The sequence below is a fragment of the Nonomuraea aurantiaca genome (assembly GCF_020215705.1).
GTDB classification, from domain to species: Bacteria; Actinomycetota; Actinomycetes; order Streptosporangiales; family Streptosporangiaceae; genus Nonomuraea; species Nonomuraea aurantiaca.
Window position 1 is genome coordinate 20,505 of sequence record NZ_JAIWNB010000024.1, and the last position, 22,493, is coordinate 42,997.

The following is a 22,493-nucleotide window of genomic DNA, read 5'->3' on the forward strand; positions in this document are numbered from 1 at the left end:
TCAACGTATCTTATTCACCTTTGGTGGCGATGGGAAGGTTAATTTTCGGCCAGTATATTAATGGCCGCCGGAATAGCGATATTCCTTCCCGAAAGTACGACAATGAGCCGTCCGTTCACCGCGACCTTCCCGGCCAGCACCGCCGCGACCCCGCACGCCCCCGCACCCTCCACGACCAGTCCGTGCTCGGTGAACAACCAGCGCATCGCGACGTGGATCTCGGCGTCAGTGACGGCGGTCAACTCGGCGCGGCCCCGGATCAGGTCCGGCGTGACGCAGCCCGCCTCGATGTTGCCGGCGATGCCGTCGGCGATGGTGTCACCGATGACCTGGGGCTCGATGCGCCCGGAGGTCACGGCGGCCGAGACCGCCCGAGACGCCGCCGACTCGACGCCCACCACGGTGACGTCGCCCCGGCCCTCCGCCCACAGGGCCAGCCCGGCCACCAGCCCCCCGCCGCCGACCGGCGCGACGACCGTGAGCGGCCCGGGTGCCTGGGCATCCAGTTCGCGGCCGATCGTGGCCTGCCCGGCAATCACATGCGGGTCGTTGTACGCCGACACGTACCACCCCGGCAGGGTGAAGGAGTGGGCCTCGGCGGCGTCGAAGTCGTCGCCGTACCGGATCAGGGTGATGGGGTAGGCCGCCATCTTGGCTACCTTGGCCGGGGATGCCTTGGTGGAGACGACGACGGTGACGGGGGTACCGGTCAGCGTGGCGGCGTAGGCCATCGCCAGGCCGTGGTTGCCGGCGCTCGCCGTGACGGCCGCCTCGTCGCCGGGTAGCGCGGTCAGGGCGGCCAGCGCTCCGCGTACCTTGAACGACCCGGTGGGCTGCTGAGTCTCGGCCTTCAGGAACGCGCCGGGGGCCAGCGCGGTCGGCAGCAGGGGGGTGGGTGGGAGCACGGCGGAGACGTGCTCCCATGCCCGTTCGTGATCGGCGGTGGTCGGCGCGGTGACTGAGCGAGAAGGCATGCGCCCATCATGCGTCAGCCGAGGCGTTCGACCAGGCCCCGCAGCAGGGCGGCCCGTTCGGCCGTGGCGGCGATGACGACGTGCTGGTCGTCGCCGTGGTCGACGACGAGTTGGTCGGCCACGCGACCGGCACGTCGTGAGTCCTGCCTCCATCAGTCCTCGCTGAGACGGGCGAAGCCGGCCTCGATTTCGGCGGGCAGGTGCTCGCCGCCCGGGATCAGCGCGATCGCCTCGCGAACGGTCATGTCATGCGCGGCGGCGCCGAGCCCGGCTTCCACGTGCTCGGCGAGTTCGGGCAGATGGCCGACGATGGCGTCGGTGAGCACGCGCAGCGCTCCGGGCCGGTCGGCGACCTCACCCAACATGCTGTCCAGCGTCAGCGGCGCGGAATCGGCACGGGCGTCGGTGTGCGGGGCACTCCAGCGGTGGGTGCCGGAGCCGACGGTGATCGGTTGCCCGCCGGGCAGCGTCACATGGGCGGTGGTGTTGGGCGGGACGACCACCTCCACGGTGATGTCACCGTCGGCGATGCGCCAGGACGAGGCGGCCAGACCGCGCTGATTGTTGACCTTTCCCTGGGGGCCACGAGGGAGTTAGCGAAAAGTCAGCGAACTCGCTGACAGGGGGAGCGAAGGCCCGTTGCTGTCACCGGGAAGGGCGGGCCCAGGTCGGCTTGATCGGAGTCAGCAGCGCCAGGGCGGCCAGCGCGAAGGCCGGGAGCAGGGCCCAGCGCAGCACCTGGTAGCCCACCTCCTGCTGTTTGGTCATGGTGCCGAGCGAGGTGCCGATGCTCTCGTACACCTCATCCAGCGAGCCGGCCGTCCGGGCGTTGTAGGCGCGTCCGGCGGTGCCTTCGGCCAGAGTGCGCAAGGTTTCCTCGTTGGGCGGGACCTCAAGGCGGCGGCCGTCGATCTCGACGGTTCCGTCGGGCGTGCCGAAGGCGATGGTGGAGACCGGGACTCTGGCCGCGGCGGCCGCCTGGGTCGCATCGGGCACGACCCGGCCGGAGGTGTTGTCGCCGTCGGACAGCAGCACGATGGCCGCCGGCGGTGGATCACTCGCCGAGCGCTGATCGAAGGAGCGGATCGCGTCCAGGCCGGAGAAGACGGCTTCGCTGATGGCGGTTCCGGGAGCGGGTTTCAGTGCGTCGATCGCTCGGATGGTCGCCGTGCGGTCGAGGGTGGGCGCCACCACCACCGCCGCGGATCGGGCAAAGGAGATCAGTGCGACGTTGAAGCGCTCGGGCAGGCTCGTGATGAACCTCTTGGCCGAGCTCTTGGCGGCCGCCAACCGGGACGGCGGAATGTCGGTGGCGATCATCGACAGGGACACGTCGATAGCCACGATGATCGTGGCCCGCTCGCGGGGAACCTGAACGGAGGTGGCCGGGCGCGCCGCGGCCACGATGAGCATAGCCATCAGCACGACGAACACGGCCGCCGCGATGTGCCGCGGCCAGCCGGGACGGGCGGGCGCGACCAGATCGAGCAACCTCGGGTCGGTGAAGCGCGCCATCTGCTGGCGCCGCCGGAACTGGACGGCGATGTAGCCTGCCACGACGACGGCCAGGACCGCGAACGACCACAGCCAGCCGGCGGCCAGAAAGGTCATGCGTCCTCCCCATAACCCATCGGTCGGGGGAGGGCCGAGTGTAGTTCTCCTTCTTCTCCCACCTTCGCATGCCTTCAAATGGGTCGGCGCCCGCTACCTGGGCACTCTGCCGGGGTCACCCATGGCGCATGGTGCGCAGCCGGTAAAGCGAAATGCGCCGCGGATCTCTTGCCCGCCCGGAGTTATGCTCGTCAGTAGCGGGGTGCTGCGTCGGAACGCCCCGTCGGCCGATCAGGGTCTCCGTGGCGCGTAGACACTGCGTGCATTGGAGCCTGTCATGGCAAGTCTTCATCGCAAGCCCACCCTGGTCATGGGAGCTCGCGGGAGCGTCGGCAAGTTCGTCATGAAGCGGCTTCTGGCTGAAGGCGTCCCCGTCTGCGCGTCCGCCCGCCGTCCGGCGCCCGGTCAGTTCCCGGACGGCGTCGAGGTGTTCGCTGCGGACCTGACTGACCCGGCCAGTCTTCGCCCAGCGTTCGAGGGTGCCAGGCAGGTGTTCCTCTACGCCAACCACCAGGGCGTCCACGGTGTCATCGAGGCCGCCCGTGCCGCCGGGTTGGAGCGCATCGTGCTGATGTCCTCAGGGAGCGTGATTCACCCCTCCTCGGCAGGCAACGCCATCGCTGAGAAACATCGTGAAGTCGAGGCCGCGTTCGCTGTCGCCTCAGACGTGCTGATGGTGCCGGTCCGTCCGCTCGTGCTCGCCACCAATGCTCTGGGCTGGGCGTACCAGATCCAGGCCAACGGAAGCGTGGCGCTGTACCAGCCGGATGCGTTGACCGCTCCGATTCACGAGCGGGATGTCGCCGCCGTCGTCTGCGCGGCGCTGACCGGCGCCGCCACACAGGCTGTGAGCGGGCTGCTTACCGGCCCGGCTCGGATCTCTCAGCGTGACCAGGTCGCTGCGATCGGCCGCGCCGTGGGCAGGGAGATCCCGGTGCGGGAGTTGTCCCGCGATGCCGCGATGCGACAGTTCTCGCAATTCATGCCCACGGGGGAAGCCGAAGCGGTGCTGCAGTTCCTCGATGATGCGGCTGCCGGGAACTCGCCGGCGGCGCTCACCGTCGAGGAAGTCCTGGGCCGCTCTGCGATCACCTTCGATGAGTGGGCACTCGACCACGCACGCGACTTCCGGTGAGATGACCCGTCGACGGCATATGAAGTGTCGGTCACGAATGGGGCTCATGCCATACCTTCTCGCTCTCCGCATGGGCCGAGTCGTGCAGTTCCTCGAGCCCGTTCTCGGCGAGTACCAGCCTCCCAGTCAACCTCGGCCCGCGGGATCGGGCTCAGCCCTCGGTCCAGGCGTACGAACCTCTGGACTGGCGGGCACCCGTACGAGCAGGGCCAGCCAGCCGGGCAGCCACCAGTTCCATCGACCCATCACCGCGACGAACGCCGGCAGCAGCAGCGCCCTGATCACGGTCGCATCCAGCAGCACGCCCAGCCCGAGCCCCGTGGCGAACATCTTGATCTCCGGCTGCGGGGCCGCCGCCAGCGACCCGAACGCCAGGAACAGAATCAGCGCCGCGCTGGTGACCAGCCGTCCGGTCCGCCCCAGGCCTTCGATGACCGCCTCGTCGGTCGAGCCGGTCCGGTCATACGCCTCCCGCATCCTGGCCAGGATGAACACCTCGTAGTCCATCGACAGCCCGTACAGGAACGCGAAGATCATGACCGGGATGAACTCGGCGATAGAGCCTGTGCCGGCCAGCCCCCAGATCGGCTCGGAGCCGTAGCCGTACTGCCAGACCAGCACCACCGCGCCCATGGTGGCGCCGAGGGAGAGCAAGTTGAGCACGATCGCCTTGACCGCCAGCAGCAGCGAGCGGAAAGCTCGTACGAGCAGGAGGAACGTCAGGACGGCGATGAGCGCGAGCATGGCGGGGAAGCCGCCGTAGACCGCGCTCACGAAGTCGAGGCTATGCGGACCCTCGCCCGAGACCTGGGCACCCGCGGGCACGGCCGCGCGGACCCGGGCGATCGTGGCCCGGCCCGCCTCCGTGCCCGTCTCGTCCAAGGGGATGATGGTGATCAGAGACGTTCCGCCGCTCCGCCAGCCCCGCGGGGCCACCGCCGTGCGCACGCCGGGCAGCTCCGCCAGGCGCGCCGCCTCCGCGGCGGGATCGGCGCCGTGGGGAAGGATCACGTCGAGCGGGGTGAGCACCCCGGAGGGAATGCCCGCCCGCCGCAGCTCGGACAGCCCCTCGTAGGCAGGGCCGCTACGGGGCAGTGAGCCGCTTACCGGCTGACCGAGCTGAAGCGAGAACGCCGCGAAGCCGAGCGCCGCGAGCAGCGCAACGGACGCGGCCAGCCCGGCCCAACGGAACCGGACCACGCCCCGCGCCCAGGCCGACCACCGGCCGGGGCCGGCGGGGAGGCGGCGGCGCCGGTCGAGCCGCGGCCCGCCCTTGGCCAGCAGGACCGGCAGCAGAGTCAGTACGGTCAGCACGCTGACGAGCGGCACCAGGATGCCGCCGTACCCGACGCTGCGCAGGAACGGCACCGGGATGATCACCATGGCCAGCAGGCCGATGCCCACGGTGGCTCCGCTGATCACCACGGAGCGGCCCGCCGTCGCCATGGCACGCTCGACGGCCGCCTCGCCCTCGTACCCGAGCGCGCGTTCCTCCCGCCAGCGGGTGATGAGCAGCAGCGAGTAGTCGATGGCCACGCCCAGCCCGACAAGGGAGACGATGAACTGCACGATCGTGTGCACGCCCGTCACGGCGGTCAGGCCGTATACCGCCAGGAAGGTGACGGGGATCGACACGGCCGCCACCAGGATGGGCACCAGCGCAAGCACCGAGCCGAACACGAATCCGAGCACGATCAGCGCTCCCAGCCCGCCGATGAGCGTCTCCGCGAGCACGTCGAGGCCCTTCGCCTCGGCATCGGCCAGGGCCTCCATACCGGTGACGCGCAGCGTCGCGCCCCGCATCAGCGCCGGCTGCAACGCCTTCTTCAGCGGCTCGCTCAGGTTGGCGTTCATGCCGCGGGTGGGTTCGGTGAACACCAGCCCGTACGTGGTCCGCCCGCCGTCCCCGACGAATCGCGGGTCTGCGGTGTCGGCGTACGACACGACGCGCACGTCCATGGCCGAGGCGGCGGCCGAGAACAGTCTGCCGATCTCCGCGCGCTGTTGGGCCGCTGTGCTTCCCGTCGGCAACGTGACGACGACGACAAGGGGCGGATCGTCACCGCCGGTTCCGTAGAGCCGGTGAATGGCCTGGTTGGCCTCGTACCCGGGTTGCCCGGGCTGGGCGAAGTCCTCCGTCAGCCGGTCGCCCAAAGCGACGGTCGCGAACACCCCCGCCACCGCCACGGCCAGCCAGACCAGCACCACCACCAGCTTGTGCCGTAGCACGAACCGTCCGAGCCGGGCTGTGAACTGGTCACCTTGATGAGTCATACGCCCAGTGCAGCAGCGCGTCCTTCAGTACCTCTGTGACAGAAATTATTAAGAACTCCACGGCAGACTGGCCACGTGAGCGCTCGCATCCTGGTCGTGGATGACGACCCCCATCTCGCCGACCTCGTGGTCATGGCGATGCGTTACGAGGGCTTCGAAGCGGAGGCCGCGGGATCGGGGAGCGAGGCGGTCGCCCGGGTGGCCGGACACGCGCCGGACCTGCTCGTCCTGGACATCAGACTGCCCGACGGCTCCGGGCTGGAGACTTGTAGGCGGCTGCGGCGGCTGGGACATCGGTTCCCGATCATCTTCCTGACCGCGATGGGCCGCACCGAGGACAAGATCGACGGTCTGCGGTCGGGCGGGGACGACTACCTGACCAAGCCGTTCAGCCTGGAGGAGCTGATCGCACGGACCCACGTCGTCCTACGCCGCACCATGCCCGCCGACCGGCTCTCCTACGGCGGCCTGGAGATCGACGACGGCCCTCGCGAGGTACACCGCGAGGGCCGACTGATCGAGCTGAACCTTAAGGAGCGCGCGCTGACACCCTTCAGACGCGAGGAAGCCCATCCCACTCTGCCTGTCCCGCCGGACGATTTTGCGGCTGAACCGGATACGCCCCTGTCTGACGGCGACACCTGCGACGATGAGAACACCGGACGCCGACGTAGCGTCGACGCTCACGTAGGCGATCGGGCCGCCGGACGTGGATCTGAGGCGGTGGTTGTCAGCTTCACCTCGGACGTGCGCGGCTGCGGCCAGGGCGGTCAGGGGTTCCACGCTGTCATAAACCAGCCGGTCGATCACGCGCCGAGGGCGTCGAATCCCGCCTGTTCGCTGTCGGCGGCCTACTGGTCCAGAGGGCGTATGTCCGCGGGGTGAACGCGCCGAAGGCGGGGTGGACACGCGTCTCAGGAAGAGTGCTCGTCATACCGGGCCGATCTCCGTTGTTGTACGAATCGGACGTGGCGTGTGACCACGCGGCCCAGGGATGGCCGGACAGGTAAGCCACCTGTCACCGCCATGCGACGGCTCATTAGTATTTGCGATCAAGCAAATGAGTCAGGTCCATGGAGAAGTCTTGAACCACGACGAAGCGCGCATCCACCACCTACCAGCGATCAGAGCACTGGGCGACGCTCTCACCGAGGACGCCGAAGGCATCTCTCCGGTGTCGTACCTGGACGAGGTCAGCGGATTCCCCCAGAACATGCGCATGGGACTGTGGTCCATGGGCGTGCTCGGTTTTCCCTTGACCAGCAAACACGATGAGATCGTCGGTTACGCGGAGCGCAGGGTCTCCAGCACGATCGAAGGCCTGCGCGACCACCGAGACCGGCTGTACTCGGCCGCCGGCAACATTCAGACCGCGGAGAAGAGGAACGAGGACAATGTCCGACGGATTTAAGATCCCCGTCTGGGGCGGCACCCCCGATCCGTTCCAGCCGGGGGACCATGGCGGCGATCTCAAGCCGATGCAGTACGCCACCCTCGGCCTGTACGCGTTCGCCGCCGTCATCCTCCCCACCTACGAGCGGGTGCTGCTCGGGTACGGGCTGTCAGTGCCGGCTGACCCTCAGGTGATGCACAGGGCCGCGGACGGCTGGAGCGCCGTCGGGAACGGCGTGTACGCCGCGGGCAGGACGGCGCAGGAGCAGCACGACAGCGTGTCCCTGGCCGCCTGGCAGTCGCCGGATCGGGAGCTCTACGGGCAGAACGTGGCCCAGTACGCCATGGCCTCGACCAGCGCGTCCGACTCCGCCCAAAGCCTTTCGTGGCTGATGAGGGTGATGGCCAACACGTGGACGGTGTACATCTACTATCACTTCGGTTCCGCGTCCCTGACGATGATGCACGCCGCCAAGTCCCTCCTCCTCGGGCCGGGAGGGGGGATATGGGCCCAAGTGGAGGCGCAGGCGAGGGCGTACGACACCACGCAAAGGATCATCGCGATGCGAAACTTCGTCCTCCTCCACGTGCTGGGTCTTGTCGTGAAATGGGGGGCCGGCTGGATGACCGATCACGCCCTCACGGAGGGCCTCAAGCCGGAGTACGGGGCGGGAGGGCCGAAGGCCGGCACCGTAGAGGCCTGACACCGGCGGCGGCGCCTCAGTAGCCGAGCTTCTTGCGCATGCGGTCCAGCTCGCCCATCGCGTCGCCCATCATCCGGTCGAAGGCATGCTGGGCCTCGGTCATCTTCGCCAGGGCGGGGTCCGGGTCGCCCAGGGCGGGGTCCAGTCCGCCGAACGAACCCGTCATGATCGTGGACAACTGCCGCTGCAGGTCGGCGTCGGCGGCATGGATGGCTGCGAGGATCTCCTCGGACATCTCCTGGACGCTCATCCGTTTCGCCCTCGGATCGATGTCGAGCCTGGTCACGCCGCCCCGCGCGGTGCATTGGACTGTGATGTGACCATCGGCGACCGTGGCCTGGCCGACGGCGGCCGCGACCTCCTTCTGCGCGGCGGCGAAGTCGGCCACGCGTCTCTCGGAATCCCGCAGAAAGGCCTCGACGTTGATGTTCGCGAAATTTCCCAGCGGGTTGTCCACGTGTTCTTCCTCATATGTGCCGAAATATGTGCCGAACGTTCCGATTGATCGTAATAGCACAGTCGGCCGACGGTGCCGCCGCGGGCCACGTCAGCGGCGGTTGGGGGAGCCCGGGCTGTTGAGCCGCAGCAGGGCGTCGGCCAGAGAGGAATCCACAGGCATGAGCAGGCGCGCTAGGGCGCTCAACCAGGGCAAACAGTTGTCGTCACCGAATCGTCGTCAAGATCGTCTCTCTACCGCCTTGGTGCGGTTGGGAGCGTCGATGCACATGGGGGTCGCCGCCTGGGCCGCAGGCCCAGTGATCTGCTGGGCGGAGGCCGCGGTCGGCTGGGCGAGGAGCCCGCTGATGGCGGTGGCGAGAACGGCTGCGGACAGCAGGCGGGGGAAAAGCAGCATGGTGTTCCTCCGGGAAGTGGATCAAACAAGAACACCATGTGGTCACTTATAGTAGTTTTGCAATTACTTTCGGTTGATATTCGCCTCACTCAAGAGATGGTGGAGTGACGCCGCCCCTGGATAGATGGCGGCTGGGAGCGCCGCTCGATGGCTGCGACGGCCTGGTGGCCCTGGCGGTCGTCGTCGTGGCCGTCCCCGCGCCTGCCACGGCATCCGTCTCCCCGGCAGCACATGGACGAGTGCTGGCCGCACATGCAGCCCGAGCAGCCGATGTCGCGCCACGGGATGACCTTGAACTCGGGTGCCTGATGGCGGCCGGTCGTGAACACATACTCGCCCCGGCCCTCAGCTTGTCCTCTGCCCGCCTCTTTCGCTGGTTGCGGAGGATCTGAAGCGTCTGTTCGTCGAGGCGGACTATGCGCTTCCGGCCGCTCTTCGTCGTTCCCTCGGGTCACGGGCGGCGGATGCGGTAGCGCAGGTGCGTGACGTGCTGGGTGGGTTCCTCGACCTGTGGCGTGGTCAACCGGCGGACCGGGTCGAGTTCGATGTGCTCGGCCGGCAGGTCGTCGAACAGCCGGCGTCCCTGTCCGAGAAGGACCGGTACGACGTGTAGTTCGAGCTCGTCGAGCTGCCCTGCCCGCAGCAGCGCCTGCGCCGCCCCGGCACCGTGCACCATCACCTCGCCGTCCCCGGCCGCCGCGCGGGCCTGTGCGGCGCACTCGCGGACGTCGGTGACGTAGCGGACGCTGCCCGGCGGCGGGTCGTCCGGGACGTCGTGGGTCAGGACGAAGATCGGGACGCCGTCGTGATGGTCGCCCTGCCAGCGGTCGGCGTGTTCGTAGGTGCGGCGGCCGGCGATGAGGGCGCGGGTGGCCAGCGCCTCGGCGTACACCTGTCCGCTGGGTCCCGGGGCGTTGCGCCGGTCGAGCCAGTTGAAAAGCCGGAACCCGCCGATTCCCATCGGGGTGTCCGGGCTGTCCTGCGGCCCGGTGACGTAACCGTCCAGGGACATGGTCATGTACAGCCGGATGACTGCCATCGCCTCAGCCCTTCGTTCTTACGCGGTAGCGCAGGTGCGTCACGCCCGGCCCGTCCGCGGCACGGAGCAGTTCGAGCTCGATGTGGTCGGACGGCATGTCCTCAAAAAGCGGTTCACCCTGTCCGATCAGGACCGGGATCAGGTGAATCTGCAGCTCGTCGAGGACGCCGGCGGCGAGGGCCAGCCGGGCGGTGCGGGCTCCGTGGACCAGTACGTCCTTGTCGCCGGCCGCGTCCTTGGCCATGTTCATCGCGTCCGTTACGTCGCTCACATAGGTGACCCCGGGCCATTGCAGCTCGGGATCGGGCCGACGGCGGCTCAGGACGAAGATCGGCACGCCATCGTGGTGGTCGCCGCCCCAGCCCTCGGCGAGCTCGAACGTCCGCCGGCCGACGACGACCGCCCCGGTGGCCATGACCTCGTCCGTGACTTCACGGTTCGCGCCCGCCAGGTGGTCGAGGTCTCTCCTGTGACCGGCGTCGGCATCCGGCAGAAACCACTCATGCAGCCGATGCCCTTTGTCACCGAGCCCGTTGCCCGGCGCCACGTTCGGCCCGGCGATGAACCCGTCCACCGACATCGACATGTACAGCACGGTCTTACTCACGTTTCCGGTCCTTTCAGTACGTCCAACGGGGTGCAACGAGAGTCATCGCGGGTCCGATTCGGTGGTCGTGAACTCGATCTCGATGGCGATCTCGATGGTGTCGGCGACCACGACGTTGCCGGCGCCGAAGCCGAGCTGGATGTCGAGGCCGAACGCGGCGCGGCTGATGGTGGTGGTCGCCGAGAACCCGGTGCGCTCCGCGCCGGACGGGTCGTCGACGACGCCGAGGAACTCGGCCTCCAGCTCGACGGTCCTGGTGACACCGTGCAGGGTCAACTCGCCCACCAGGATGAAGGTCTCGCCGTCGAAGCCACGGACCTCGGTCGAGGTGAACTCGATCTGCGGGTACTTCTCCACGTCCAGGAAATCGGCCGACCGGATGTGCTGGTCGCGCTGTTCGTTGCCGGTGTGCACCGAGGCGGGGTCGATGAGGGCGGTCACCCGGCCGCCGCCCTCGCCGATGCTCAGCGCCGCCGAGGCGAGCGCGAACTCCCCTCTGACCTTGCCGACGCCCATGTGGCGGACCTTGAACGAGATGTCGGAATGAACGGGATCGCCGACCCAGGCGCCGGCGGCGAGGGTGCTATCGACGGTGATCATGGCGTAGGGCTCCCTTTATGCGGCCCGGCCTGCCCGGGCGGATGCCGATCTGTGTGACCAGCATGCGAGATCGTGGCGCCGAGTTGTATCCCAGATTTCTGGGATTAGGCCGTCGATCGCCATAGGCTCCCGATCGTGGTCAACGCATCGGCGGCGCATGCGCGCGTCCGCGACGAAATCGTCAGGCTGGTTCACCGAGGGCTGCCCGTGCCGGACTTCGCGCGTGCCGTCGGCGACGCCTTGGGCCGGGCCGTGCCCGCCGAAGGCAGCTGCCTGATGACGACCGACCCGGCGACCATGCTCCCGACCGCCGAGTTCGTGGAGAACGGCCTGCCCGCGGCAGAGCTGCTCCGGCTCGTGGAGATCGAGGTGCGTGAGCCGGACTTCAACACGTGGGTACAGCTCGCCCACGCCGGCCGCCCGGCCGGCAGCCTGAGCGAAGCCACCGCCGGTGACCTCGACCGTAGCCTGCGCCAGCGGGAGATCCGCCGCCCCGGGGGATTCTCCGATGAGTTGCGGGTGGTGCTCGCCGGCAGCACGGGGACATGGGGGCAGCTGACCGTGTTCCGGGAGGCGAAGCGCCCGTACTTCTCCCTGGCCGAGGTGGAGTTCGTCTCGTCGGTCGCCCCCCTGATCACTGATGGACTACGGCGCGGCCTGTTGCTCGGTGACGCACAGGCGGGTGACGACGACGTCGGTCTGCTGATCCTCGACGCCGATGACGGCGTACGCATGTCCAACAGGGCAGCGGATGGCTGGCTGGACGAGCTGGGCACCGGTGACAGAGCGGGCGCTCGGCTGCCGCTGGTGATCTCCGCTGTCGCTCGCCAGGCCCGTTCCCTCTGCGGCCCGGCAACGAGTGCGGCACCTGCGCCGACCGATCTCCGGCCGGCCAAGGCCCGAGCGCGCACCCGGGCCGGCCGGTGGCTGATCGTCCGCGGCTCGCTGCTGAACGACGGCCCGGAACCGCAGGTCGCGGTGATGCTGGAAGTAGCTCGCCCCGCCGAGATGGCGCCTCTGATGGTCGACGCCTACGGCTTCACCGACAGCGAGCGCCGGGTCACCGAGCTGGTGGCCAAGGGCTTGTCCACCAAGCAGATCGCCGGCCGACTGCATGTGTCGTCGTACACCGTGCAGGACCACCTGAAGTCGATCTTCGCCAAGTCGGGCACCGGTTCACGCGGCGACCTGATCGCCCGGCTGTTCCTCGATCACTATGCCGCCCCCTTGACGTCGGGAGCCGCGGCGCACACGTGAGGCCTCTGAAGGAGGCCGCGGTCATCCGGCGTGCGGGCTCCTGCTGCGGGAGCGGGTGAAGCCATGGCGCTTCGCGGCTGGGCGGTGGCCGTGGTGGCCATCGCGATGGGTGAAGCCGCGGCAGCGCCACGAGCAGCGAGCGTGCCGATGGAGCCAGGCCGACCTGGCCGACCGGTGCCAAGTCTCCCGACAGGCCATCAACGCCATCGAGACCGAGCGGTACGACCCCAGCCTGCCCCTGGCGTTCACCATCGCCGACGTCTTCGACCTGACCATCGAGGAGATCTTCCTGCCCGACCGGGGGGACACGACGAACGACCCGGCCCGATCCTGAACGCCTCAGGCCGGCTTCTCAGCGCGAGCGGCGGGGGCGGCCCATGCAGCCGATCTGCCGGGCGGCCGTTGCGGAGAAGCGCTCAGGCGTCCCGGAGCTGTATCAGCCCCGCGTCGGTCGGTCTGAACCCGCATGCGTCGAAGTAGAACCCCCGCAGGTGCGGCAGGAAGTCCACGTGCAGCCATTCGCAGCCGGCGTTCCTGGCGGCTGCCGTTGCCCGGCGGATGAGTTCGGTTCCGATCCCCAGGCGTTGATACTCCGGCCGTACCTTGGGGTCGAGGAGGAACGCATGGTCGGCTCCGTCCCATGCCAGGTTGGCGAAGCCGATCAGGGAGGAATCATCACGATGTGCGCTCACCCAGCCGAGGCTGTGCTCGCGGACACGGTTCCACCATCCCGGTTGCACCTGACCGTCGTGAGAGGCGGTCAGTGCGGCCAGCTCCGCGTCCGTCAGATCTGCTCGCCAGCGATAACTGATGTCAGACTCCACCTGCGCGACGATCCCATGCACATGTGGGCGTAAGCCAGTGAATTTCGGTGACGGGCACGGTCGCCGAACTTGATCAGGCTCTCCTCGTCGCTCCGCGAAGGCGACCAGATCGCGGTCGCCAAGCTCGACCGGCTCGGCCGCTCGCTGGGGCTCGTTGCGCCACCCCGAGAAACGACGATAGCCGGTCGCGACCGTAACTCCTGTTCAGCCTTCTCCTCGGCAGCGGTCGTTCCGATCACCTTCCAGTGGCGGGTGTGAGGCCCACGAGCTTGGTGAGAAAACGATCGACCTGCTCCTCCAGCGGCGGCCATGGCAGGTCGGGCTGATTGACCCGCATCGACACGGCCCCGTGAACCGCCGCCCTCAGGTCCAGTGAGACCACCGCGGCGTCGTCGGCCGGGGCGAGCCCGGCGTCGATACACCGCTGCACCGCGGCGGTGGTGCGCTCGGCCAGCTCCTGCTTGAACGACATGGCCGCCCGCTGGTTGAGCGTGCTCTCGTGCAGCACCTTGTACAGGCCGGGGTGTCGTTGGACCCACCTGCCCAGCAGCAGTACGCGGGCTCGCAGCTTCTCCGCCGGATCGGCGGCACCGGTCTCGGCCTGATCGACGGCCTCCAAGAGGTCGCGATGGAACTTCTCCAGGGCGGTCAGGACGAGCGCGTCCCGGTCGGCGAAGTGAATGTACACAGAGGTCGCCGCGACGCCGATCTCCCGCGCCACCGCGCGCATGGACAGGGCCTGGTCGTCGCCGTGTTCGTCCAGCAGTCGCAGGGCGGCGCCGACGATGTCCTCGCGCAGCCGCTCACCCTGGCCGCGCGGGTTGCGGCCCCGCCTGCCACCAGAAGGGCCGGCCGGAGCGGAGGGGGTCGTGTCCATGGGGGCCTATTGTAGGCGGACATGCTTAGCGCTACAGTTGTAGCGCTACAACCGTTCATATATGGAGGATGTCCATGGACCACCAGGTGAAGGCACTGGACTCGGTGTTTGCCGAGATGAGCGCAGCCACCGACCGCCTGCTCTGGGACGAGAGCCCGGAGCTGACCTCGCGCGAGAAGGTCCTGCTGTGCCTCACGGCCGACGTCTGCCAGCAGACCCTCGGCCTGCCCTTCCACCAGCATGTGACGATGGCGGCAGACTGCGGCGTGTCGGCCGACGACCTGCGGGAATTGCTGCGCTTCGTCGCCTACGACAGCGGTTATCCCGCCGCCCTGGCGGCGCTCGCCCGCCTGACCGACCTGGAACGGGAGCACGCCCTGCCCGCCCCCACCGGCCAGGGCCACGAGGTGAACGCCAACGGCACGGGCAGCCCCATGCCCGAGCCGATGCGGCAGGCCGTGGCCGCCCTCGACGCACCGTTCGGCATCTACATGGACCTGCAGTCGCGGATGCGCGCCGGCATGCGGCTGCTGTCCGTCCGTGAGCGGGCGTTCATCACGATGACCGTCGACGTGCTCTTCCAGACCCTCCAGGAGAGCTTCCGCGCCCACCTGGGGCGCGCCCTCGCCGCCGGCGCCACCCCAGAGGAGGCCCGTGCCGTCGTGCGGTTCTCCGCGCAGTTCGGCATGACCAAGGCATGGCGCGCCATGCACGTGCTCGACGCCCTGCTCACCGAACTCGGCGCCGCCCGGGCCTGAAGTGTTCGTAGCTCATGGGGAGGGCTGACGGCACCGTCTACCGGAACCGAGGTCATCGGCGCACCCGATAGCGCAGGTGGAGCACCCGGTTGCCCTGAATCACCACGTCAGGATCCTCCAACAGGTGCTGCGCGTGGACCGACCCGAAGTAGCGCTTGCCGGACCCGAACACGACGGGTACGACGTCCATGCGAACCTCGTCGATCAGGCCCGCGGCAAGCACCTGGCCTGCTCGAAGGCTTTGGCGTACTGGTCGAGCAGAGCACGGCGCCCGGGCTCGTCCGGTTCGCTGAACTGGTCTTCGGCGGGTGTGATCTTGGCGAGCTCCGTACGTGCGCGCTGGAGCGAGCTGTTGACCGCCGCGGTCGTCGTGTCGAGCAGCGCGGCCACCTCCGACGCCTGCCAGGCAAGGACATCGCGGAGAATCAGGACCGCGCGCTGTCGCGGGGGGAGGTGCTGCAACGCGGCGACCATCGCCAGCCTCAGGCTCTGCCGAGTCCCGACGACCACAGCCGGGTCAGTGCTCAGCAGGTGATCCGGGAACGGCTCGAGCCAGCTCGTCTCCAGCGCCGGCGCGTCCAGATCGTCCGGATCGGTGCCGGGAGCACCCAGCGCTGAGGGCACCAGGCGGCGACTGCTGTGTTGCAAGGCGTTCAGGCAGAGCCGAGTGGCGATCCGGTAGAGCCACGTCTTGACCGACGAGCGCCGCTCGAACTCCGCGAATCCCTTCCAGGCGCGCAGGTACGTCTCCTGCAGCACGTCCTCCGCGTCGTGCAGCGAGCCGAGCATCCGGTAGCAGTGCGCGACCAGCTCACTTCGGTGCTGCGCGAACTCGTCCTCCAGGCTCACACCGGCTCCTCGGCTGGCTCCGGCCGAGCGCTCGGAGCACCGGCTACAACGCTACGTCGCATCCAGCGCCGGTCAACGGTCATCCGATCCTTGCTGCTCACGAGAGACCCTCCAGAAAGTCGCTGTCACTGGTACTGACAGCGGCGAAGGCCCCGAATCATCGCGGCGATGAGTTGCCGGCGTCCACGTTGTCAGAACCAGTGACAGCGAACTGATCGAGGAGAGCCTGATGAGCACAGCAGTGATCCGCTACCGGATCAAGCCGGAATCGGCCGACGAGAACCAGCGACTGATCGAGAACGTCTTCGCGGAGCTGGCGACCGCGGCGCCGGCCGGGCTGCGGTACAGCACCTTCCGGCTGCCTGACGGAGTCACCTTCATCCATGTCGTGGACGGCGAGGGCCTGCCCGAGCTGGCCTCCTTCAAGGAGTTCCAGCGCGACTTCGGCCACTGGCTGGCCGGCGACCTCACCCGCGAGGAGGGCACCCTGATCGGCTCGTACGCCGGTGCGGTGGCGACCACCCGCGGCTAACGATCCACGAGCAGGATCCCGGGCCTTAGTAAGGCGCCGACTTCACCCAGCGAGGCGCGCGCCGTTGGTGCTGCCCGTCGGGCGGGCAGCACCAACGGTTTCACGGCTGGGCGAGCCGTTCCGCGTGAGCCGGCAGTACGGGACGGCAACCTCGCCTTCCATACCCTCGCCGAGTTCGGCACCGCGGACTCACCGGAGACGATCGGATCTTCCACGCAATACTGGAGACCGACGCCTGTGCGTCGACAAGTTCGGCGTGTCGTGGATGGTCGATGTCAGCCGACCGCCGGACTCGGCACCGGCCGCGGAGCTAGAGAAGGGCAGGTGAGTACGCGATGGTGCGCAGTTCCCGGCGTGACCAGATGATCGCGGCGTGCGGCGCCCACCCAGGATCGGTGGAGGACTACCCGTTCGGCGACGAAGTGGCGGTGTTCAAGGTCGCCGGCAAGATGTTCGCGCTGGTCATGCTGGGCCCGCCGCCCGGCAGCATCAGCCTCAAATGCGACCCGGACCTCGCCGTCGATCTGCGCGGCCGGTATGCCGCGATCACCGCGGGCTATCACCTCAACAAGCGGCACTGGATCACGATCACGCTCGACGGCTCCGTGCCCGACGATGAACTTCTCGACCTGATCGATCACTCCTACGAGCTGGTCGTGGCCCGCCTGACCAAGGCCGAACGGGACAAGCTGACACTTGACCGGTAGCCCGCCGGAACACTGACGTCCCCTCGCTTACGAGCTGATGGGTGTCAATTGGGCGAACTGGCGCTCGAGCACCTTGGCTGCACCATCGCGCCAGAGGGCAGCCATGGGCGCTGAGGCGGGATCCGGAAATATCTCCTCCTCTCCGTTGTCGATCGCGTCGAAGATGGCCAGCGCGACCGATTCCGGGGATGCCTTCGGTATGTCGAAGCCCCGGATCATCTCGGTGTCCACCGGGCCGGGTAGGACCGCGTGCACTCGTACTCCCTGCCCGGCCACATGAGCGCGAAGCGACTGAGTCAAGGAGAACGCGGCCGCCTTAGAGACGGAGTAAGCCGGAATGATGAACGGCAAGGCAGCGAGAGAGTTCACCGAGAGGATGTTGACGATGGCCCCGCGGGCGCGGGTCACAGCAGGCAGGAAGGCCTGGGTCACGGTGTGGGTGCCGAAGAGATTGACGGCCAGATGGCGTTCGAGCACAGCGGGGTCGGTCAGGTCGTCGGGCAGCGCGATGCCGGCGTTGTTGATCAACATGTCCAGCGACCCAACCTGGTCGGCAGCCGCCTGGATCTGCGCCGGGCTGGTGATGTCCAGGCTCAGGGGTGTCACCCGGTCGTCTGGGTGGGCCAGCGGCCGGCGGGTGCCGGCATAAACCCGTCCGGCGCCTCTGGCCAGGGCTTCGGCTGCCAGCGCCTGCCCGAGTCCGCGGTTGGCCCCGGTCACCAGGACCGTCTTGTCCTTTATGGTCATGCCTGTTGCTCCTGTTGCTCCTGTTGCTCCTGTTGCTCCTGTTGTTTCGATGTGATCGGGCGCAGGCCTTTGGTGGTGCCCGCCACCTGGCGTCACGGGATGTTCAGGGCAGCAGCGCCAGCTTGCCCACGGTGGCCCGCGCTTCCAGTTCCGCGAGTGCCTTCGGCCCTTCGGACAGCTCGTAGACGGTGGGCCGGCCGGGGCCGAGCACCCCCGCCGCGAGGAGCCCGAACATCTCTCCCATGACCTCGCCGAAGATCTGCGGTGCGGCCTGGATCAGGGTGCCGATGTTCAGGCCGATGAGGTGGATCTGGTGTTTGTAGACCAGGTCCCAGTTGGTGATCGCGGCTTCGCCGCCGGCCACGCCATAGACGACGACCCGGCCGGTGACCCGCTTGGTCGCGGCCATGCTGGCGTCGAGGGTGGCGCCGCCGACCGACTCCAGCACCAGGTCGGCGCCCGCGCCGCTGGTCAGTCGCAGGACCTCGGCGGCGATGTCGGTGCCGCGGGAGTCGATGACGTGGTCGGCGCCATGCGCCCGTACCACCTCGTGCTTGCCTGGCGAGGCCGTGGCGATCACCGTCGCGCCGTAGTGTTTGGCCATCTTCACCGCGGCCTGGCCGGTCCCGCCGGCCGCGGCGTGGATCAGTACGGTCTGACCTGCGGCGATGCGGCCCAGCGGCTTGAGCGCCGCCAGCGCGGTCGGCCAGTTCACGACCAGGCCCAGCGCCTGCTCGTCGGCCCAGCCCGCCGGCACGGGCACCGCGCCGGCCGCGGGCAGCACCATGTACTCGGCGAAGGCGCCGCCTCTGACGCCGACGCCGATCACGTGGGCGCCGGGCTCCAGGCCGGTCACCCCCTCACCGACGGCGGTGACTTCACCGGCGCCCTCGATGCCCGCCAGGTACGGCGGCCGCGGGCCGCCTGCGAACGTGCCGCGGGCCTGCGAGAGGTCGACGAAGTTGACGCCGGCGGCGGTGACCCGGATCAGGACCTCGCCCGGGCCAGGGCTCGGTACCGGCGCGTCGGTGATCAGGCGTAGGTCCTGCGGGCCGTTCAGTGACGTCTGCCGCAGCGCGCGCATGGTTGCGGGAATGCTCATGACGATCGGCTCCCTCTTTATTTATCGAACGGCCAACAAATCGTGGCACGCGCGTACGGCGCAGGTCAAGGTAAACTTGATCGAACGACAAACAAGTAGGGGGACGCATCCCGATGGCTACTCGCGGCAGGCCGCGCACATTCGACCCGGACACCGCCCTGCGCCAGGCGCTGGAGGTGTTCTGGGAACGGGGCTACGAGGGCACCTCGCTCAACGACCTGGCCCAGGCCATGGGGATCGCCTCGGCCAGCATCTACGCCTGCTTCGGCGGCAAGGAGGATCTGTTCCGCAAGGTCATGGCCCTCTACGGCACGACCTCAGGCGAGCCGCCCAGGCGCGCGCTGCGCGAACAACCGACCACCCGCGCCGCGATCCACGCCATGCTGCGCGCCACCGCCGACGAGATCACCCGCCCCGACGCCCCGCACTACTGCATGCTCATCCTCGCCGCGCCGACCGGCGCCGTGGAAAACCACGCGATCCGAGAGTTTCTCGCCGGCCTCCGGCACGACCAGCTCGCCACCGTCAAAGACCGGCTCGCCCGGGGCGTCGCCGACGGCGACCTCACCGCACCGCATGCCGGCCTCGACGCCATCGCCCGTTACTACACCACCGTGGTGCAGGGCCTCTCCCTGCAAGCCCGCGACGGCGCCACCCGTGCCGAGCTGGAAACGGTCATCACCTGCGCGATGGCCGCCTGGGACACACTCACGTCCGCGCCGTCACATCGAGCGAGCTAATGGATCGTCGGCCAATGCTCTCCACGTGGACAAGCAGTCATCGTGTTGAACAGAAAACGCGTGATCGCGGGAATTCGCGCAGGAGGCAAAAGTCGCGCCCTCCAACGCCATCATGATTGACTTCTGTGGTGAGTCATGAGGTGGAAGCTCTCTCCTTTCCGTCGGCCGCGGCATTCGAAGAATGGCTCGCCGACCGCCATACCTCCTCGTCCGGAATCTGGCTCAAGCTCGACAAGAAGGCGGCGGGCAGCCAGTCGCTGACCTATGCCGAGGCCCTTGACGTGGCACTGTGCTTCGGCTGGATCGACGGGCAAAAGGCCAAGTTCGACGATGCCCACTGGCTGCAGCGCTTCACTCCCCGCAGGCCGAGAAGTAAATGGTCGAAGGTCAACCGCGACAAGGCCACCGCGCTGATCGACCAGGGTCGAATGAGGCCTTCGGGCCTGCTGGAGATCCAGCGCGCTAAGGAAGACGGCCGCTGGGATGCGGCATATGACGGGCAGCGGACCGCCACCGTCCCCGAAGATCTGGCGCGCGCTCTGGCGCAGAATCCGGCCGCGCAGGAATTCTTCGCAACGCTGGACAGCCGCAATCGTTACGCGGTGCTGTATCGGGTGCAGGACGCCAAGAAGCCCGAAACCCGGAGACGTCGTATCGAGCAGTTCGTCACGATGCTGGCCGAGCAGAGGAAGATCCACCCCTGATGTGTCTGTCAGGTGCTTGTCCACCAAGCGCTTGATCAACGGCACCCGCCTGCTGGAGGTCGCTCTGCGGGTGAGCCTGAGCTGAGTGGGCCGCTGCACGACCGGGTGGGCCGCACCTCCACGCTCCGGGAGTTGTGGTGGGCCTAGCAGTGCAACCGGTTGTAGTTCGTAGAAAATTTTAGCTAGAGGCAGATGGTCAGGATGGCCTTGTGAACTGGGAAAACCTAGATCACGATATATCGGTAACATCTACGTAACGCCTGCAAAGGGTTGACGAAACTTTTGGCGCACCTATAGGAAAGCGCTATCCAATCCCGCCGTGCCGGACGGCCAGGAATGAGGGACACATGCGTCTATGTCCGATTCGATCGCGGTAACCCCGGCTCCCCGGCGAGCCCACGCCAAGCCGCCGGGAGCGAGGCGCGCCAAGCCGGTGAACGCCCACAAACGGCGTGAGGCCCGCACGGCCTACCTCTTCCTGGCCCCATGGTTCCTCGGCCTGTTGGTGATCACGGTCGGCCCGATCCTGGCGTCGCTCTACCTGTCGTTCACCGACTTCAACATGCTGGAAACGGCCAAGTGGATCGGGCTCGACAACTACGCGAAGATGTTCACCGAGGACACGCGGTTCCTCACCTCGCTGAAGGTGACCACGATCTACGTGGTCGTGTCGGTGCCGCTGCAGCTGGCCTTCGCGCTCGGGCTGGCCCTGGCGCTCGATCGCGGGCTGCGTGGTCTGTCGTTCTACCGTTCGATCTACTACCTGCCCTCCCTGCTGGGTGGCAGCGTGGCGATCGCCATTCTCTGGCGCAAGCTCTTCGGTAGCGACGGCCTGGTCAACGCCTTGCTGGACGTCTTCGGCATCCAGGGCGCGGGCTGGGTCTCCGACCCCAACACCGCGCTGGGAACGCTGATCCTCCTGCACGTGTGGACGTTCGGCGCGCCCATGGTGATCTTCCTGGCGGGGCTGCGGCAGATTCCGCAGAGCTACTACGAGGCGGCCCAGGTGGACGGGGCCGGCAAGCTCCGCCAGTTCCGCTCGATCACGCTGCCCCTGCTGACGCCGATCATCTTCTTCAACCTCGTACTCGAAGTGATCAAGTCGTTCCAGTCCTTCACCCAGTCGTTCATCGTCAGCAGCGGTACCGGCGGACCGGTCGACTCCACCCTCTTCTACACGCTCTACCTCTACCTGAAGGGCTTCAAGAGCTACGACATGGGCTACGCGGCAGCGATGGCCTGGGTGCTGCTGCTCATCATCGCCGGCCTGACCGGTGTCAACTTCCTCGCGTCGAAGTATTGGGTCTTCTATGGCGACACCAAGTAAGGCCGTCCCGCTGCTGTTCCGCCCGCTTCCGCGGGGCAGTCGCCTGCTCAAGCACATCCTGCTGATCGGCTTCGGCCTGGTCATGCTGTACCCGCTGCTCTGGATGGTGTCCAGCTCGCTGAAGCCGGAGGAGCTCATCTTCCGCGAGCCCGGCCTGTGGCCGAGCACCTTCACGCTGGAGAACTACAGCGACGGCTGGACCTCGCTCAAGCACACCTTCGGGTTCTACCTGTGGAACTCCGCGGTCATCACCGGCCTGTCGGTCGCGGCCAACCTGATCGCCTGCTCCCTGGCCGCGTACGCCTTCGCCCGGCTGAACTTCCCGCTGAAGAAGCTCTGGTTCGCGGTCATGCTCGGCTCGATCATGCTGCCGCACCACGTGACCGTCGTGCCGCAGTACATCGTGTTCTCCAAGCTCGACTGGATCAACACGATCTGGCCGCTGATCGTGCCCAAGTTCCTGGCCACGGACGCGTTCTTCATCTTCCTGATGGTGCAGTTCATCCGGACCCTGCCGAGGGAGCTGGACGAGGCCGCCTCCATCGACGGCGCGGGTTACTGGCGGGTCTTCCTTCAGGTGATCCTTCCGCTCTGCACCCCGGCGCTCGCGACGACCGGCATCTTCACCTTCATCTGGACGTGGAACGACTTCTTCAGCCAGAACCTGTACCTGACGAACTCCGACAACCTCACAGTCGCCGTGGCGCTGCGCCAGTTCCTGGACTCCAGCGGCGAGTCCTCGTGGGGGCCGATGTTCGCCATGTCGATCGTGTCGCTGGGGCCGATCTTCGGATTCTTCCTGGCCGGTCAGAAATACCTGATCCGTGGCATGGCGACCACCGGACTCAAGTAACACCCCCCCGCAACTCTTCACCAGGAG

26 protein-coding genes and 2 pseudogenes are annotated in these 22,493 nt (G+C 67.8%); 13 read left to right on the forward strand and 15 right to left on the reverse strand.

What is annotated here, in order from left to right; translation table 11 throughout:
* Window positions 1-38: 38 nt before the first annotated feature.
* The 3 genes and pseudogenes from LDL49_RS40935 to LDL49_RS40945 form a co-directional block, all read right to left on the reverse strand.
* Window positions 39-974, reverse strand: coding sequence for a threonine ammonia-lyase (locus tag LDL49_RS40935; protein ID WP_225299901.1), 936 nt, complete (start codon window positions 972-974; stop codon window positions 39-41).
* Between the two features lie 152 nt (window positions 975-1,126).
* Window positions 1,127-1,537 (reverse strand): annotated as a pseudogene (locus tag LDL49_RS40940) (alpha-L-rhamnosidase C-terminal domain-containing protein); the annotation flags it as partial.
* 82 nt (window positions 1,538-1,619) lie between these two features.
* Window positions 1,620-2,585 (reverse strand): VWA domain-containing protein, encoded by a 966-nt coding sequence (locus LDL49_RS40945; protein WP_225299903.1) that lies wholly within the window; start codon window positions 2,583-2,585, stop codon window positions 1,620-1,622.
* Window positions 2,586-2,862: 277 nt separating this feature from the next.
* Here LDL49_RS40945 and LDL49_RS40950 point away from each other — a divergent pair, with 277 nt between their 5' ends.
* Window positions 2,863-3,720, forward strand: coding sequence for an NAD(P)H-binding protein (locus tag LDL49_RS40950; RefSeq protein ID WP_225299905.1), 858 nt, complete (start codon window positions 2,863-2,865; stop codon window positions 3,718-3,720).
* A 126-nt stretch (window positions 3,721-3,846) separates the two neighbouring features.
* Here the strand turns inward: LDL49_RS40950 and LDL49_RS40955 are convergent, their stop codons facing one another.
* Window positions 3,847-5,994, reverse strand: a complete 2,148-nt coding sequence (locus tag LDL49_RS40955) for an MMPL family transporter (protein WP_225299907.1) — start codon at window positions 5,992-5,994, stop codon at window positions 3,847-3,849.
* 75 nt (window positions 5,995-6,069) lie between these two features.
* On the opposite strand from LDL49_RS40955, the gene LDL49_RS40960 reads away from it, so the two are divergent.
* From LDL49_RS40960 to LDL49_RS40970, 3 genes are all read left to right on the forward strand, one after another.
* Entirely contained in the window at window positions 6,070-6,879 is an 810-nt protein-coding gene (locus LDL49_RS40960) for a response regulator transcription factor (protein ID WP_225299909.1), read from the forward strand.
* A 199-nt stretch (window positions 6,880-7,078) separates the two neighbouring features.
* Window positions 7,079-7,405, forward strand: coding sequence for a hypothetical protein (locus tag LDL49_RS40965; protein WP_225299911.1), 327 nt, complete (start codon window positions 7,079-7,081; stop codon window positions 7,403-7,405).
* Window positions 7,389-8,090, forward strand: coding sequence for a hypothetical protein (locus LDL49_RS40970; protein WP_225299913.1), 702 nt, complete (start codon window positions 7,389-7,391; stop codon window positions 8,088-8,090). Before LDL49_RS40965 ends, LDL49_RS40970 begins: the two co-directional genes overlap by 17 nt.
* A gap of 16 nt (window positions 8,091-8,106) precedes the next feature.
* On the opposite strand, the gene LDL49_RS40975 is transcribed toward LDL49_RS40970, so the two are convergent.
* From LDL49_RS40975 to LDL49_RS40995, 5 genes are all read right to left on the reverse strand, one after another.
* Window positions 8,107-8,547, reverse strand: coding sequence for a YbaB/EbfC family nucleoid-associated protein (locus LDL49_RS40975; protein WP_225299914.1), 441 nt, complete (start codon window positions 8,545-8,547; stop codon window positions 8,107-8,109).
* A gap of 219 nt (window positions 8,548-8,766) precedes the next feature.
* Window positions 8,767-8,943, reverse strand: coding sequence for a hypothetical protein (locus tag LDL49_RS40980; RefSeq protein WP_225299916.1), 177 nt, complete (start codon window positions 8,941-8,943; stop codon window positions 8,767-8,769).
* A gap of 451 nt (window positions 8,944-9,394) precedes the next feature.
* Window positions 9,395-9,982: a dihydrofolate reductase family protein gene (locus tag LDL49_RS40985; RefSeq protein ID WP_225299917.1), complete on the reverse strand. Its 588-nt coding sequence runs from the start codon at window positions 9,980-9,982 to the stop codon at window positions 9,395-9,397.
* Window positions 9,983-9,986: 4 nt separating this feature from the next.
* Window positions 9,987-10,589 carry a dihydrofolate reductase family protein gene (locus LDL49_RS40990; protein ID WP_225299919.1) on the reverse strand — a complete coding sequence of 201 codons (603 nt, stop codon included), beginning with the start codon at window positions 10,587-10,589 and terminating at the stop codon, window positions 9,987-9,989.
* Window positions 10,590-10,631: 42 nt separating this feature from the next.
* A complete protein-coding gene (locus LDL49_RS40995; RefSeq protein WP_225299921.1) occupies window positions 10,632-11,189 on the reverse strand; it encodes a YceI family protein in 558 nt (185 codons plus the stop codon).
* 135 nt (window positions 11,190-11,324) lie between these two features.
* Here LDL49_RS40995 and LDL49_RS58715 point away from each other — a divergent pair, with 135 nt between their 5' ends.
* Entirely contained in the window at window positions 11,325-12,446 is a 1,122-nt protein-coding gene (locus tag LDL49_RS58715; protein WP_225299923.1) for a helix-turn-helix transcriptional regulator, read from the forward strand.
* 109 nt (window positions 12,447-12,555) lie between these two features.
* A complete protein-coding gene (locus LDL49_RS41005; RefSeq protein ID WP_225299925.1) occupies window positions 12,556-12,780 on the forward strand; it encodes a helix-turn-helix transcriptional regulator in 225 nt (74 codons plus the stop codon).
* Between the two features lie 82 nt (window positions 12,781-12,862).
* Here the strand turns inward: LDL49_RS41005 and LDL49_RS41010 are convergent, their stop codons facing one another.
* Together LDL49_RS41010 and LDL49_RS41015 are read right to left on the reverse strand one after the other, a co-directional pair.
* Window positions 12,863-13,270: a GNAT family N-acetyltransferase gene (locus LDL49_RS41010; RefSeq protein WP_225299927.1), complete on the reverse strand. Its 408-nt coding sequence runs from the start codon at window positions 13,268-13,270 to the stop codon at window positions 12,863-12,865.
* A 235-nt stretch (window positions 13,271-13,505) separates the two neighbouring features.
* Entirely contained in the window at window positions 13,506-14,147 is a 642-nt protein-coding gene (locus LDL49_RS41015) for a TetR/AcrR family transcriptional regulator (RefSeq protein WP_225299929.1), read from the reverse strand.
* Window positions 14,148-14,221: 74 nt separating this feature from the next.
* Between LDL49_RS41015 and LDL49_RS41020 the strand changes: the two genes are divergently transcribed.
* Window positions 14,222-14,905, forward strand: coding sequence for a carboxymuconolactone decarboxylase family protein (locus LDL49_RS41020; RefSeq protein WP_225299930.1), 684 nt, complete (start codon window positions 14,222-14,224; stop codon window positions 14,903-14,905).
* Window positions 14,906-14,957: 52 nt separating this feature from the next.
* Here the strand turns inward: LDL49_RS41020 and LDL49_RS41025 are convergent, their stop codons facing one another.
* Window positions 14,958-15,095, reverse strand: a complete 138-nt coding sequence (locus tag LDL49_RS41025) for a dihydrofolate reductase family protein (protein ID WP_225299933.1) — start codon at window positions 15,093-15,095, stop codon at window positions 14,958-14,960.
* A gap of 14 nt (window positions 15,096-15,109) precedes the next feature.
* A pseudogene (locus LDL49_RS41030) lies at window positions 15,110-15,760 on the reverse strand (RNA polymerase subunit sigma-70); the annotation flags it as partial.
* A 223-nt stretch (window positions 15,761-15,983) separates the two neighbouring features.
* Here LDL49_RS41030 and LDL49_RS41035 point away from each other — a divergent pair.
* Window positions 15,984-16,286: a hypothetical protein gene (locus LDL49_RS41035; protein WP_225299937.1), complete on the forward strand. Its 303-nt coding sequence runs from the start codon at window positions 15,984-15,986 to the stop codon at window positions 16,284-16,286.
* A 335-nt stretch (window positions 16,287-16,621) separates the two neighbouring features.
* Window positions 16,622-16,993 carry an MmcQ/YjbR family DNA-binding protein gene (locus tag LDL49_RS41040; RefSeq protein ID WP_225299939.1) on the forward strand — a complete coding sequence of 124 codons (372 nt, stop codon included), beginning with the start codon at window positions 16,622-16,624 and terminating at the stop codon, window positions 16,991-16,993.
* A 27-nt stretch (window positions 16,994-17,020) separates the two neighbouring features.
* Here LDL49_RS41040 and LDL49_RS41045 read toward each other — a convergent pair whose 3' ends face one another.
* Window positions 17,021-17,713: an SDR family NAD(P)-dependent oxidoreductase gene (locus LDL49_RS41045; protein WP_308016257.1), complete on the reverse strand. Its 693-nt coding sequence runs from the start codon at window positions 17,711-17,713 to the stop codon at window positions 17,021-17,023.
* A 130-nt stretch (window positions 17,714-17,843) separates the two neighbouring features.
* Window positions 17,844-18,842, reverse strand: coding sequence for an NADPH:quinone oxidoreductase family protein (locus LDL49_RS41050; protein WP_225299944.1), 999 nt, complete (start codon window positions 18,840-18,842; stop codon window positions 17,844-17,846).
* Between the two features lie 113 nt (window positions 18,843-18,955).
* On the opposite strand from LDL49_RS41050, the gene LDL49_RS41055 reads away from it, so the two are divergent.
* The 4 genes from LDL49_RS41055 (at window position 18,956) to LDL49_RS41070 (ending at window position 22,466) form a co-directional block, all read left to right on the forward strand.
* The gene (locus tag LDL49_RS41055) at window positions 18,956-19,582 is read left to right on the forward strand and encodes a TetR/AcrR family transcriptional regulator (protein WP_225299946.1); all 627 of its coding nucleotides are present in this window, start codon (window positions 18,956-18,958) and stop codon (window positions 19,580-19,582) included.
* 128 nt (window positions 19,583-19,710) lie between these two features.
* Complete coding sequence (locus LDL49_RS58720; RefSeq protein WP_225299948.1) at window positions 19,711-20,286, forward strand: YdeI/OmpD-associated family protein; 576 nt, start codon at window positions 19,711-19,713, stop codon at window positions 20,284-20,286.
* Window positions 20,287-20,641: 355 nt separating this feature from the next.
* Entirely contained in the window at window positions 20,642-21,613 is a 972-nt protein-coding gene (locus LDL49_RS41065) for a carbohydrate ABC transporter permease (protein ID WP_225299950.1), read from the forward strand.
* Window positions 21,597-22,466, forward strand: a complete 870-nt coding sequence (locus LDL49_RS41070) for a carbohydrate ABC transporter permease (protein ID WP_225299952.1) — start codon at window positions 21,597-21,599, stop codon at window positions 22,464-22,466. The genes LDL49_RS41065 and LDL49_RS41070 overlap by 17 nt, the downstream gene beginning before the upstream one ends.
* Window positions 22,467-22,493 lie beyond the last annotated feature (27 nt).